The sequence below is a fragment of the Photobacterium alginatilyticum genome (assembly GCF_009910675.1).
In the GTDB taxonomy this organism is placed as follows: Bacteria; Pseudomonadota; Gammaproteobacteria; order Enterobacterales; family Vibrionaceae; genus Photobacterium; species Photobacterium alginatilyticum.
Window position 1 is genome coordinate 316,577 of record NZ_RSEJ01000002.1, and the last position, 14,297, is coordinate 330,873.

The window sequence follows — 14,297 nt, forward strand, 5'->3', positions numbered from 1 at the left end:
TTTCTTACTGCTCAGCTTACGACTTTCTTTGCTGTAATTAGCAAGCTTACCGCCAGCATGACTCAAAAGACCAGCAAAATTAAAATTTTACTCTAAACTGGGATCTCAATTCCGGCATCTCGCATTTTAGCGAGCTTGTAGCGTAATGTCCGCGGGCTGATCCCCAGCTTTTCTGCGACGTCTTTCCGCCGCCCGTCACAGGCACGAATTGTTTCCAAAATAATAGAAAATTCCTGCTCCCGAAGCTCATTACCGAGTCCGTCGGCAGAGGGCGGCACCTGAAGCGGTTCAATCGCCGGCGACGGTGTCGCCAATTCTACCGCGGTTTGCAGGCTTTGTGCATCCAGCCAGTCAAGTCCTTCCAACAGAATGTGCTCACATTCGATGTTGTTGCCATCGCCAAGGATCAATGCCCGCTGAATCACATTATCCAATTCGCGCACATTACCCGGCCAGGCATATTGTTGCAACTTCACCAAGGCAGACTGACTGATTTTTGGCACCGGCAGCCCCTGTTTAATACAGTGACGTTCTGTCAGGTATGTTGCCAACGGGGCAATATCCCCTTTTCGATCCGTCAGGGCCGGCCATACTAATGGAAAAACATTCAATCGGTAATATAAATCTTCACGAAAATTGCCTTCAGCTACATATTGCTTCAGATCGCGGTTACTGGTCGCCAGTACCCGGACATTAAGCTTGATACTCTTGCGGCTGCCCAGTCGCTCCACTTCGCGCTCCTGCAATACCCGCAGTAGCTTGGCCTGCAAGTTCAGATCCATTTCGCTAATTTCGTCGAGCAAAATAGTTCCGCCCTGTGCCTGCTCGAATTTACCCGGGCAAGCCTGGATAGCGCCGGTAAATGCACCCTTCTCGTAACCGAACAATGTCGCTTCCAGCATATTGTCCGGAATGGCCGCACAGTTAATGGCGATAAACGCCCCTTCATGGCGATCAGAGTGGTCATGAATATAGCGAGACATGACTTCTTTCCCCGAGCCACTAGGCCCCAGGATCATCACGCTGGCATCCGTTTTTGCGACCTTTTCAGCCAGGGCTAATAGCTTCAAGGATTTTTCATCCGCTACAATGGCCTTGCTTGACTCATTCTTGACCGGTGCGTAACGGCTCACCATATTTAGCAGCACTTCTGGTGCAAAAGGCTTGGCCATATAGTCAATGGCGCCTTCTTTCATTGCCGATACCGCATCTTCAATATTGGCATAGGCAGTCATCAGCAATACCGGCAATTTCGGCCAATGCTGCTTAATGCTTCGCAACAGACCCAGCCCGTCCATGCCGGCCATCTGCACATCAGAAACAACAATATCAACCGACTCGGACTTTAGCAGCAGCAAAGCCTGCTCGGCGCTCTCTGCCTCAAGCCACTGGTAACCGGCCAGTGCCAACGTATCAACCAGAGCTTCACGTAGCCCTTCATCATCTTCTACGACCAGTACTCTGCTTTGATTCATTGCAACTCTCCAATTGCTGGGTTATTTTCGTTTTGGGTCGTTTCTTGTTGAGCTACCAGACCATCAGCAACAGGTATCGACAGGGTAAAACATGCCCCTTTGCCAAGCTCGGACTCTAGCAATAACCGTCCTTTGTGCGCCGTTGCCACCATTTGCACGACGGCCAGGCCAAGTCCGGTACCCTGCTGCCGGGTGGTAAAGAAGGGCTCAAGAATTTTGGCCTGCATGTCAGGCGCAATACCCGGCCCATTATCAATGACCGACAAATAAATGGCATCGCCTTGCTGTATACAGTTCAATGCAACCTTACACTGCTTGCCTGACATCTGAATCGCGTTGGTGATCAGGTTACCTAAAGCACTGGCCAGGGCATTAGCATTACCGAGGATCATGATACTTTCATCAGCACATTCAATACTAAAATCGACCTGATTGGTGACCACCTGGGCCTCAACCATATTATCCAGCTCATTAAGCAGGCTCTCGAGAGTAAATCGCTCGATGACCTTGTTGTCCCCGCCTTTGGCAAATAGCAGCATATCATTAACCTGCTTTTCCAAGTCGTGCAGGCGATCAACTAATTTGGTCTGAAACCGCTGCCGGGTTTGGCTATTGAGATTTGGCGCCGATAAATTCGAGGCATATAGCATGGCACTCGATAACGGCGTCCTTACCTGGTGTGCCAACGAGGCAACCATCTTACCCAGCGAGGACAGACGCTGCATTTCGCTGATCCGCGATTGCAGGAGACGGGTTTCCGTCATGTCGGTGATAAAAATTAGTTGGCCGCTATCCGACGCTGATATGGCCAGCTTCACCTTGCGGCCGCTGCGCAATGATACCTCATGGCCGTCATCTTCCTGCGGCGCAAACGACCGCTGAATGACAGAAAACCAGCGTTCTCCCTCAAGAGGCTCGCCCAACAGACGATGGGCTTCCGGGTTCGCTTCACAGACGATCCCCATCGAATCAAGAAATATCACGCCAGAGGGCATCACATCCAGTACCTGCTGATACCGGCCGACCTGCTGCGCTAATGTGCCAAGAGGAGAAGCATTGTCACCCATGAATTACCTGATCAATACGCATAAAAACACTAAATAAGCATTTTTTATGCCAAAATAAAGAACATATTATCAATGGGTTAATTGTAAGGAAAGAAAATTGACGGCGTCAAGAATGTGACACCGCCGTTTTTTGAGGTGGTTAACGCAAATCTTCTTTGTTGAGGCCATACTTACGCATTTTCTCAACCAGCGTAGTACGTCGCATCCCCAGCATGTCAGCCGCTCGGGCAACCACACCAGCCTGGGCTTCCAGTGCCTGACGGATCATTTCGACCTCCAGCTCTGCCAGCATCTCTTTCAGGTTAACCCCTTCAGGCGGCAGATCACTGTTGCCCGCAGCCTCCTCCGACTCATCGTAGCTGGTCGCGAACATATCGGCCAGCGCCGCACGTTCCTGATCTTCGGTCGACAGGAAGTGCTCTTCCGGCTGAAAATCCGGCAGATCATTGTAGCGGTACTTCATCGGCAGATGGTTTACATCAACCATTTCACCCGGATACAGAATGATCAATCGTTCGACCAGGTTCGCCAGTTCACGAACGTTACCCGGCCAGTCATGCTCCATCAGTGAGGTAATTGCCCTCGGTGTGAAGTGGATAAGTTTTGCACCCTCCGCTTCCATTCTGGCCAGCAGTTCCTGAAGCAATAGCGGGATATCACCGATACGCTCACGCAATGCCGGCATTTCGATTGGAAAAACGTTCAGGCGGTAATAAAGATCTTCGCGGAAAGTCCCGTTCTGGATCATTTCTTCCAAGTTACGGTGAGTCGCGGCAATAATGCGGACATTTACCTTGATGGTACCGTTTCCACCCACACGTTCAAAACAGCGTTCCTGCAATACACGCAGCAGCTTAACCTGCATCGACATTGGCATGTCGCCAATCTCGTCGAGGAACAAGGTACCACCTTCCGCCAGTTCAAAGCGCCCTTTTCGGGCAGCAATAGCTCCGGTAAAGGCACCTTTCTCATGGCCGAACAGCTCGCTTTCCAGCAAGTCAGGCGGGATCGCTCCGCAGTTAACCGGTACAAACGGTCCTTTTCCACGGGAAGAGTGGTAGTGAACGTTACGCGCAACGACTTCTTTACCTGTCCCGGACTCACCGAGGATCAACACGCTGGCATCGGTAGACGATACCTGCTCGATCAAGTAACGGACCTGGCTGATCGCTTCACTTCGACCCACCATGCTCCGAAACAACGTATTCTTTCGCCCTAGCTGCGGAACCTGAAATGCGCGCTTACCCAGGAACTCCTGACAATGGCGTAGCGCATCTGACAGCTGTCCGTAGTGCAACGGCAACTCGAGCTCCCCAACATAGTTAGGCAGCCCCGCCAATTCATTGGCATGGTTAGACAATGCAATCACAGGAATGTGGTTGTGGATGCGCAAGAAATCCAGGATCTTGCTCAGTGATTTACCGGTACTGATTTTACCCAGTAAACAGGCACCCCAATCCTTTTCCCAAAGCGAATTTTCCACCTCGCTTGTTGACACAGCTTCATGCTGCTCGCCAACAAAATTCAGGATGACACTAAGGTCATGACGGTGCTGCTGATCGTCATCAATAACGAGGGTCTTAGCTAAACCTTGCATAGGAGAGATATTGCCTGCCTTTATAGGATTTTCTATTCTGTGGCTTTTATACCAAACTGAACAACTATCAAATCCAGTCAAAAATTGTTCAGTTTGCTATTACTGAGGAACAGCAACCAAAATTATTCCGACTATTGTAATAAAAGCACAGGAGAAGGCAACTAGGGACACCCAAAAGCTGTGACCCCAGTACAAAGGAAAGTGCAAATCAAGTCATTGGTGTTTATTTTTTGACTTTACAAACAACAAAGCCATTAACCAATGCCTCGATTGCCCCAGAAAGACGACTATACGTCTAGCTGGGTCATATTATGATATTCAGCCGGAATTTGATCCCAGGCGGATTTAATTTCACGCAGCATGCCGATAACATCATCAATTGGCTCTGCAAGGTTGTCCTGATTTGCCTTGTAGATCTGCTGGATCATGTAATCGTAAAGCGCGTCGAGGTTTGACGCGATCTCCGCACCATCTTCCATCGACAAACAGCTCCGAAGACTGATCACGATATCGAGTGCCTTGCCAAGGCGTTCACCCTTCACTGCAATAGAGCCCTGCTCCATGGCAGCTTTGCCCTGGATCAAGCGTTCAATCGCACCGGCCATCAGCATCGATATCACACGGTGCGGCGATGCCGATGTTAACTGACTGTCCACTGAGACTCGTTTATAAGCCTGTAGAGATCCTCTCATTGCCATTTTTCTAACCTTACCGAAATTTATTGTAAACCTGCATCGAGCGTTGCCCGTGCTGCAGTCGTTGTAACTGGCTTGCCGACATATCCCGATGATGACGGATCCTGGCAAGTAAGTACGACGTTCTATCGACCGCTGCCTGCCATTCTGCTTTATCCAGACTCTCAGGCCGGGCCATTAATTGTTGTAAAAGCTGTTCGCGCTGCGCCAAAAGCTGCTGCAACTGCTCAGAATCAACCTCTCCCTCAACAGCCAGCATGGCCTCAAGTTGATCATCCAGTTGATTTAAACGTTGCATACGCGACTTCTCTTACCCTAAAAACTATTGTGGCATCATACTCATCATTGAGTTGAGCTGACTTTTCATTTGCCCCATAGCACTGTCCATCGCCGTAAACTGGTCATGGGTACGTTTCTGAACACTTTCCATCCGGCGATCCAGCTTGGTCTGCTCGCTATTCAAGCGCGTTATCTGATCATTCAAGCTGTCCTGCCGTCCCTTAATGCTACCGGTGATCCCGGTATGGGCATGGATCAGATCTTCAACCTTGCGGGCAAAACCATCGCGGCTGCTAAAAAATTCACCGACATCGGCAAAATTCTTTTCCAGCTGTTTGTCGAGCATGTCATAGTCAATCTCCAACCGCCCTTCCATCGTGGTGGTGATCCCGAGCTCACTCAAGGTCGTCACTGACTCAGGCGCGCCTTCTATCGGCGTCGAAAATACTGCACGCAACTGGTTATCAACCGTACGAATAATACTGTCGCCAACTAGCGGGCCTTTTTCCTGAGTTTCAGGATCAAACTTGCCCAGCTCTCTCGAGGTTGTGTAAAACTGATTGTATGCATTGACGAACTGCTCAATGGCACCACCAACGGCATTGCGATCATAACCAACATCGACCAGCACATCTTTATTATTTGTCGCTTCCCCCTCGCCCTTGGCAGAGTCGGTTAAAGCAACAAGGTTGAGATCAACGCCCTTGATCGCATCTTCAATAGTGTTGGTGTCACTGGTGACCACAGCCAGGCCATCAATCACTACCTTGGCATCTTCAGCCTTCTGCATCTCACTCATCGAGTTGATGTTGTTATTCGGATTAAAACCAAATTTTTGCAGAGTACTGGCAACCGGCGCATCGACCCGTACTTTGATATTGTTCGCTTCACCACTTTTATCGGCCGACAACACCAGACGCGCACCGACATCATCTTTGATCACCGAGGCTAGCACACCGGTATTTGACGGATGACGGTTGATCAAGCGGACAACATCAAGGATCTCGCTTTCATCTTCCGGTATTTCTACATCAAACTGAGTCGCGCCCAATGATATTGCCAGTTTACCGGCGCCCATTTTCTCTTCTTCGTCAAACGTACCGGAAACAATTTTATGGGGCTGGGCAAGCTGCTCAACCTTAACACTGTATTTTCCAGGAATCGCTTCATGAGAGGCTGAAGCCGTAAGAATGTCGCTGTTATCCGACGTAACAGAACGAGCTGATAGGGTATGGTTGCGACGAAAGTCAGCCATCATGAATTTCATATCATTCAGCGAGCTCTTGAGCTTGCCATAGGCACTGATACTGACATCGACATTATCGCGGCGCTCATTGATGCGCGCTTCTTTCGGAGCCCGCTCAGCATCGACAATCTTGTTAACCATACTGTTAATATCAAGACCGGAGGCTGTGCCTGCTGCGCCTATATTCATTGATTACCTCAAATGATGTCAGTTTACACTTTCGTCGTTACCAGCCCTCCCGAATTGGCTGCCAACTGCCGGGATAGTGCTAACATATCTTCGTCAGGGATTTGACGGACTACATCACCGGTACGCTTATCGTAAATGGTGACGATATTTTTTCCAGATTCTTCATCGATACGAAAAGCCAGCCCTTTGTTTAGCGTACTGCCGACAAACTCTTCGATGCGCTCTACCACCTTTTCCAGCTCCTCGCGCTGCATTTGCTGCTGCTGTTCTACCTTGTTGCTCTGCTCAACCCGGCGCACATCCGAGTTTCCGCCATCGCTACTGGGTATTACATGCTGGGTGGAGGTATTACCGGCCGATGAAGCCCCCTGAGAATTACCACTAGATTTATTAGCAATATTTGTGCCAGCAGAAGCATGGGTGCCATTCTCAGCGGAACGGAGAGGAAGTGAAGAAGTAGAAACAGGTTTGACATCCATATTCTTTCACCTTCTGATAGCAGAAAACGGCAAGGGGCTGCCCCCTTGCCGCTATTACGAGGTATTAACCTAGCAGGCTTAGTGCCGCTTGCGGCGCCTGTTTTGCCTGAGCAAGGATAGACGTAGAAGCCTGAGAAAGGATCTGGTTCTTCGTCATGTTGGTTGTTTCTTTCGCGAAGTCAGTATCACGAATACGGCTGTTAGATGCAGACACGTTCTCGTTAACGTTGTTCAGGTTATTGATAGTGTGGTTCAGACGGTTCTGAGATGCACCTAGCTGCGCACGCTCTGAGTCGACATACTTCATCGCACCATCAAGTACCGCTACCGCTTTCTGAGCACCACCGACAGACGTTACGTCGATTTCAGAAACAGTTGTATTGCCCGCAGTACCTGCAATTGTGGCATCGACTGCTGTACCAGCACTGTCAGTCATCGCAATACCACCGGTTGTTACGCCAACAGCACCTTCAGAAGAGAACAGCTGTAGTTCGCCTTCTTCAGAAACAGATGCATTGATCTTGTCATTCTGACCGTTGATACGAGTAGCGATTTCTTCGATATCATCGCCTTTTACCAGGCTAACGTTTACTGCGGTCGCAGTACCGTTTGCGTCAGTTACGCTCAACTCGATAGCTGTGTCGGCGTCCAGTGTCGCATCGGCTGCTACCTTGTTAGTTGACGTCAGCATGCTGCCGCCCATTTTCGTTTCGTCAGAACGGATGTTGTTGAAGTTCATCTGAACCGCTTCACCCGAGTCAGCACCCACCTGGAAAGAACGAGAACCGAACTGACCGTTCAATAGCTTGGTACCACCGAAAGAGGTAGTTTCCGCGATACGGTTTAGTTCGTCATTCAGTGCTGTCACTTCTTCCTGGATAGAAGCACGGTCTTCCTGTGAGTTAGAACCGTTAGCTGACTGCAAAGACAGGTCACGCATACGCTGAAGGATGCTTGTTGTTTCCTGCATAGAACCTTCAGCGGTCTGTGCCATTGAGATACCGTCGTTGGCATTACGTACTGCCACATCCAGACCACGGCTCTGGGTCATCAAACGGTTAGAGATCTGCAGACCAGCCGCATCGTCTTTCGCACTGTTGATTTTACTACCGGTAGCAAGACGCTCCATTGATTTACCAGTAGCTTCGGTCGCCTGACCCAGGTAGCGCTGAGCGGTCATTGCAGAAACGTTAGTATTTACTGTAACTGCCATAATGTCTCTCCTTAAGTGTTCAAAATGGCTTGACCAGCCCAGCCGGAAAAACCTTGTTATTCTTCGTACATGACCTTTAACGGCACCGCAAAAAAAACCTTTAAGTTTTTTTTTAGTATTTTTGGGAAATCGATTAAAACGTGATCAAGTTAATAAAAATTAAGGTGAATATTTCATAACAAGAACGGCCGTTCACTCAATGATTAGTAGTTTTTTGCGATCGTTCTGATTACAAATAAGGCCTGAATGGTAGGGAGATAGGTTGAGGGGAAATCAATTGCGCACAATAAAAACGGCAAGGGGTTGCCCCTTGCCGTTCTAGTACGGTCCGAATAGCGGAAAGTTATTGCAGCAAGCTCATTGCAGCCTGTGGAACCTGTTTTGCCTGAGCGAGGATAGACGTACTCGCCTGCTGCAGGATCTGGTTCTTGGCCATTTCCGTCGTTTCCTTGGCAAAATCGGTATCACGGATACGGCTGTTAGACGCCGATACATTTTCGGATACGTTCGCCAGGTTATTGATGGTATGGCCCAGACGGTTCTGCTTCGCACCCAAATCGGCACGCTGACTGTCAATGTACTTCAGAGCCGCATCAATGATTGGCACAGCCTGCTGTGCACCACCTACGGATTCAACATCAATGTCACCCACCGATACCGACTTGGCTGCACCTGCGATGTCACCGGCTACAACCGTACCATCGGTGTTTTTCATGCTCATCGCACCGGCAGTCACTGCCACATCACCGTCACCGGCAAAAATTTGCAGTTCACCCTCTTCCGTTACCGAGGCGTTAACTGCAGAGTTCTGACCGTTAATGCGCGTTGCGATTTCTTCGACGTCATCACCCTGGAGCAAATCAACGCTCACGTTGGTGACATTACCCAGCTTGTCAGTTACCGAGAAACCAACCGTTGCATTGGCATTCAACTCAGCGCCTGGTTCAATCTTGTTCGTAGAAACCAGCAGACTACCGCCCATCTCTTCATAATCGGCACGGACACTGTCCATACCCATGATGATCGCTTCACCCGAATCGGCACCGATCTGGAATGCCGCTTCACCGAAGGTACCATTTAGAAGCTTACGGCCACCAAATGCCGTTGTTTCCGCGATACGGTTAAGTTCATCCTGAAGCGCCGAGACTTCTTCCTGGATTGCAACACGGTCATCATCCGAGTTTGCACCGTTGGAAGACTGCAATGACAAGTCACGCATACGCTGCAAGATGCTGGTTGATTCCTGCATTGCACCTTCAGCGGTCTGTGCAATAGAGATACCGTCATTGGCGTTACGCATTGCAACGTTCAGACCTCGTGTCTGTGCCACCAAACGGTTAGAGATCTGCAGACCCGCTGCATCGTCTTTAGCACTGTTGATCTTGCTACCTGTCGATAGGCGTTCCATCGAAGTACTAAGATCACTCGTTGCTTTGCCCAGGTAACGCTGCGCAGTCATGGCAGACACGTTGGTGTTTACTGTTACACCCATTTTGCTCTCCTTTGACTTTCGCTCTTTCAGCGAAACAGCCTACCCGCAACAGTCAATACGTAAGACGGTGAAGCGGGGCCAGCTATATGTATAAATAATATTGGCAACATTGTTGCCACCAACCTAGTATTAGCAATCATCATGCCAAAATTAAAATATGCTTTATTTCAATATTTTATGTCTAAAATTGATATAAAGTTCAGTACGGCGGCAACCCTGTGCCCATCGGCAAGACTTTCTTTGCCGTTGCGGTAATTCTTATTGCCGCCGCTAACAGTTCAACTAACACAGCATATTCGCGCTAGAACGAGTACCAGTTAGATATAGTTGAACAGATTCAAATCTTTGGTTTTTGCAAACGCCTGCTGAGAGGCCTGCAATGCCATCATGTTTTCGTTTAATTCAATAACGGCAGTAGCGTAATCAAGATCCTCCAGCGTGCCGCGCGCCTGTGTCATCACGATCTTGAAGTCCTCATGCATATTCTCCTGGCGATCTAAGGTCTGCAGCCGGGTGCCAATTTCAGATCGTGCGCGGTTAATATGCTTGAAGCCTTCGGACAGCTCGGCCACTGCCTGTTGCAGTTCCGCCGACGCCGACGCATCTGAAACATCACTGTCCGACAGATCAATGCTGCGCTGGAAAGCATCGAAAACATTAATCTTGTCCTGCCGTGATAGCTCGATCACATCGCCGTCTTCAATCTCGCCTTCCAGATCAACCTGCAAAGTTCCCCATTGGATCCCCTTACCCGGATCAAACTGGCCGCTACTGACCTCGCTGCCATTCTGGAACAGCTTATAGGCTGGTCCAGTCGCCGTCGTCGCAAACTCGATGCGATACGCCGACGGATCAGCATCGTTGGTATTCGTCGCCTGTGACAGCAACAGCAGCGAACCGCTTTGCAGTTCATAGTCCGGCTGGTAGTCACCGTATGGATTGGAAACTTCCATAAACAACTTATCGCCGGCATCATTCATCGGCACATCAACCGACGGAGCCACCTTGGCCATCCGCTGGTAGCTGTCACCGACATAGGTAACATGACCATTGTTGTCCCGGAAAAAGGGCTGTTTGCTGTACTGGGTACCGGCGAAAATAAAATTGCCGGACTCATCCTTGGTATTCACCAGGTTCATGAAGGAGTCATACAGCCCCTGCATATCTTGCTTGTGGGCCATGCGGTCATCACCGGACAGCGAGCCGTTGACCATCATCATCGACTTGCGTTTGGCTTCATCGAGCAGGTTTTCGACCTCGGTGATCGCCGTCTCTTCATTATCCAGACGGTTACGCGCCAGTGTGATCGACTTGAGCGACTGTTCTATCTGGGTATTCTGCTGATCAAAATTCTGAATATAGATTGACGATACCGGATCATCACCGGCTGTCAGCAGACGTTTCCCCGTTGCCAGCTGCTCCTGGTTTTCCTGCACCCGCACCTGCTGGCGATTCATATCGTTTGCCACAGAGCGGTAGTTATGGAAGGTGGCCATTCGGCTAATCATAAATAACGGTCTCCCTAGCGTGATACATTAAGTAAGGTATCAAAGGTTTCATTGGCAACGGTCATGATGCGCGACGAGGCCATATAGGCCTGCTGGAATCTCATCATGTTGGCCGCCTCCTCATCGAGGTTCACGCCGGATATTTCCGCCACCCGACTTTCGGCAGCATCTTTCTCGACCAGACCGACTTCCCTGAGACGGGCTGCAGAAGCTTTCTGAACCCCCATCTCGGTATTTAGTCCCTGATAGACATCAATAACGGTGGAGCGGCCCTCATCCATCAGCTTTTCTGCCTGAAGGGTCTGCATCTTGATCAGGTTGCCGTTATCACCATCGGCTGCATTGAGGTTAACGGCAAAGACATCACCACCAATGGCCCCTTGGCTCAGGGTAAAACCAGTACCGCCCACAACCACTTCACCGGCTGGCGGGTAAGGCTGCGGGGCCTGCAAAATATTGCCTTTCATATCCAGAACGGCAAACTGACTGGCATCCGGCGAGACGGCGACCTGAAACTCCGATAGGGTACCGGGCTGGGTAATGTTAAAATCAGCCTGGCCCTGCGTATTGCTGGCAGAACTGAGGTAACTTTGAGCGGCAATTTTTGCCGGATCGCTCATCGTGACACTGATCTCCCCTGCCGCAGAGCGTGTCGGACGCAGTACAACCTGCTCGCCGGCTTTCATCGGCGCCGTCATTTCAACCTGGAAGCCGTCCATGGTGAATGACGGCGGGTTACCACTCGGGATCACGTTCTGACTCGTACCGTCAGGAAAGGTCAAGGTATGCTGACTGCCGTCAAAGGTCAGGCCGTATTCACCAATTTTCACTTTGCTCAAATCGTCAATAAAGACCTTCATCTCTGCGGTCGAATCGGCCGGTAACATCACCCGTGCCGCCGCTGATGCCGGATCATTGACATCACGAAACATGTTCTGTCCGACCTGACCTTTAAGATCCAGGCCCTGTTGCTGAAGCTCGTTCACCGACTCGGAAAAACCAATCGCGATACGGCCAATTTCATCCATGGCGTGAGTCAGCGTTTCGTCACGGAACTGGAATAATGCGGCCATCTTGCCGCCGATATCATCATTGCGGATAGTTTTGAGCGAATTGCCTTCGACAATAGCCAGTTGGGTCTGCTGCGGATCCGGCTTGCCGCTCACCATCCTCAGCTCACTGGATTCGGTGCCAGACACCAGGGTGTGGCCACTACCGATCATGACATTGAAGCTTTCGGCGTTTTTTCGGGTCACGGTGACTTTGGTATACTCGGACAGCTCATTGATCAGGCTCTGGTGCCTGTCCAGCAGGTCATTGTCATGGCCTGAGGCCGGTGTTTTAACCAAGGCCTTGTGCACATCCACCAGCTCCCGGGCAATATCGTTGACCCGGTTCAATGTGCGGGACAGCACCTCGTTGGTCTCCGACTTTTGACGGGACAAGATGCCGTGATTGTCATTCAGACCAGAGGCAACCATCTTTGCTTTTTCAAGCACTACTTTCCGCGAGCCCATATCACTAGGGCTATCAGCCAGTGCCTTGACCGCGTCATACCACTGGTTCATGTCTTCAGGGATCTTCTTGGCACTATTGGCCAGCATATTATCCAGACGGCCAAGCTGGCCCTCTCGTTCGGTGGCATAGCTGAGGTTGGTGGTGGTCAGGTTAAGCTCATTGGTGGCAAACTGATCAAAGCCGCGGCGAACTTCTGCCGCATGGACACCGGTACCATACTGGTTGCCCCCCCACCAAATAGGATCATTGGCTTGCTGAACAACAGATTGGCGGCTATAGCCTTCAGTATTAACATTGTTAATGTTATGGCTGGTCGTATTTAACTGCCGTTGTGCAGTCATCAGACCTTGAGAGCCCATATTTAGCAAGTCAAACCCCATGAAGCCTCCGGAACTGTGAGGGGGTTACAATTAATCAATAACTTAAAATGCAAAAAGCGTTCCACTTTTTAAATATAATTAAGTTATTGATTTTATTGTGACTTGCTTATACCTATATGGGGAGTGACGTGGCGTTTTTTTGAGCGGAGGCAAGGGCTTGCCTATTTCATCAGACGGTTCACCGTATCCATGACACTGATGACCTTATTGGAATATTCCGGATCCGTCGCATAACCCGCCTTATGCAGGTTTCGAATAAAATGTACCGGATCAGCCGGTTGCTCCAGCGCTTCAGAATAACGCGGGTTCTGATTAAGAAAACGGACATAGTCATTGAAGCTGTCCTGGTAGCTATCATAAGAGCGGAATGCCGCCCGTTGCTGGACAGGGATCCCGTTATGGAACTCCAGGGTGTTGGTCGCAACCTTGTTGCCGGACCAACGCTGATCAGCTTTGATATTGAAAAGGTTGTTGCTGTTGCCTGCCGCATTCTTGATCACTTTCTTGCCCCACCCAGTTTCCAACGCAGCCTGGGCAATCAGTACGGATGGCTCAGTGCCTATCGCATGGGCCGCCTTTTCAGCATAAGGCCGCATCCGATTGACAAAGTCCTGAGGTGACTCAAAACCACGCTCATTATCCTGAGGCTTCAACGGTGGCAGAGGGGCTGTAAACGACGCTGGCTGAGTTTGCTGCATAATCGTTAGCGCATCTTCCGCAGCCTTTTCTACCATCGCCTTATCCGGCTGCTTGCCTTTGGTATCAAACGGCAGATTCAGCGGCGCTTCTTTTACCGCCTGGCGGAAGTCCTGCTCTGACGGCACCGCAGGGTTCTGCGCTTCTTCTTCACCACCAAGCTGGGAAACAATCAAGTCCGCCAAGCCCAGCGAGCCGGTGGAGCTCAACTCGCTCGCCATCTGCTCGTCATGCATCTGCTCGAAGAACTTACTGTTGCTGCTGCTCATCAGATCAGATTCAAAAACCTCATTGGCCTGACGCATCGACTTAAACAACATCTGAGTAAAAATCGCCTCGAACTGCTGCGCAGCCGCACGCAAAGACTGACTTTCATCATCATTGATCCCCGCCCTTAGTCGCTCAAGGTTGGAGATATCGTGAATAAAACCCGGGTTGGTTGTTTTCATGCTCAGAACCAAAG

Annotated in this window: 12 protein-coding genes; all 12 read right to left on the minus strand. The window is 50.1% G+C overall.

Features of this window, described 5'->3' with window-relative positions; genetic code table 11:
• Positions 1-92: 92 nt before the first annotated feature.
• The 12 genes from EIZ48_RS03660 to flgJ all read right to left on the minus strand — a co-directional run bounded on the left by EIZ48_RS03660 (position 93) and on the right by flgJ (position 14,283).
• On the minus strand, positions 93-1,475 hold the full coding sequence (locus EIZ48_RS03660; RefSeq protein WP_160648747.1) for a sigma-54-dependent transcriptional regulator: 1,383 nt from the start codon (positions 1,473-1,475) through the stop codon (positions 93-95).
• Positions 1,472-2,542, minus strand: a complete 1,071-nt coding sequence (locus EIZ48_RS03665; RefSeq protein WP_160648748.1) for a sensor histidine kinase — start codon at positions 2,540-2,542, stop codon at positions 1,472-1,474. Before EIZ48_RS03665 ends, EIZ48_RS03660 begins: the two co-directional genes overlap by 4 nt.
• Before the next feature lie 139 nt (positions 2,543-2,681).
• Complete coding sequence (locus tag EIZ48_RS03670) at positions 2,682-4,139, minus strand: sigma-54 dependent transcriptional regulator (RefSeq protein WP_160648749.1); 1,458 nt, start codon at positions 4,137-4,139, stop codon at positions 2,682-2,684.
• Between the two features lie 287 nt (positions 4,140-4,426).
• Positions 4,427-4,831: a flagellar export chaperone FliS gene (gene fliS, locus EIZ48_RS03675; RefSeq protein WP_075764215.1), complete on the minus strand. Its 405-nt coding sequence runs from the start codon at positions 4,829-4,831 to the stop codon at positions 4,427-4,429.
• 16 nt (positions 4,832-4,847) lie between these two features.
• The gene (locus tag EIZ48_RS03680) at positions 4,848-5,132 is read right to left on the minus strand and encodes a flagellar rod protein FlaI (RefSeq protein ID WP_160648750.1); all 285 of its coding nucleotides are present in this window, start codon (positions 5,130-5,132) and stop codon (positions 4,848-4,850) included.
• Between the two features lie 24 nt (positions 5,133-5,156).
• Positions 5,157-6,548 carry a flagellar filament capping protein FliD gene (gene fliD, locus EIZ48_RS03685; protein WP_160648751.1) on the minus strand — a complete coding sequence of 464 codons (1,392 nt, stop codon included), beginning with the start codon at positions 6,546-6,548 and terminating at the stop codon, positions 5,157-5,159.
• Between the two features lie 23 nt (positions 6,549-6,571).
• Positions 6,572-7,027 (minus strand): flagellar protein FlaG, encoded by a 456-nt coding sequence (locus EIZ48_RS03690; RefSeq protein WP_160648752.1) that lies wholly within the window; start codon positions 7,025-7,027, stop codon positions 6,572-6,574.
• Positions 7,028-7,091: 64 nt separating this feature from the next.
• A complete protein-coding gene (locus EIZ48_RS03695) occupies positions 7,092-8,240 on the minus strand; it encodes a flagellin (RefSeq protein ID WP_160648753.1) in 1,149 nt (382 codons plus the stop codon).
• Positions 8,241-8,583: 343 nt separating this feature from the next.
• The gene (locus EIZ48_RS03700) at positions 8,584-9,732 is read right to left on the minus strand and encodes a flagellin (RefSeq protein ID WP_160648754.1); all 1,149 of its coding nucleotides are present in this window, start codon (positions 9,730-9,732) and stop codon (positions 8,584-8,586) included.
• A gap of 317 nt (positions 9,733-10,049) precedes the next feature.
• Positions 10,050-11,240 (minus strand): flagellar hook-associated protein FlgL, encoded by a 1,191-nt coding sequence (gene flgL, locus EIZ48_RS03705; RefSeq protein ID WP_075763923.1) that lies wholly within the window; start codon positions 11,238-11,240, stop codon positions 10,050-10,052.
• 14 nt (positions 11,241-11,254) lie between these two features.
• Positions 11,255-13,138, minus strand: coding sequence for a flagellar hook-associated protein FlgK (flgK, locus tag EIZ48_RS03710; RefSeq protein ID WP_160648755.1), 1,884 nt, complete (start codon positions 13,136-13,138; stop codon positions 11,255-11,257).
• 161 nt (positions 13,139-13,299) lie between these two features.
• The gene (flgJ, locus tag EIZ48_RS03715; RefSeq protein ID WP_160648756.1) at positions 13,300-14,283 is read right to left on the minus strand and encodes a flagellar assembly peptidoglycan hydrolase FlgJ; all 984 of its coding nucleotides are present in this window, start codon (positions 14,281-14,283) and stop codon (positions 13,300-13,302) included.
• Positions 14,284-14,297 lie beyond the last annotated feature (14 nt).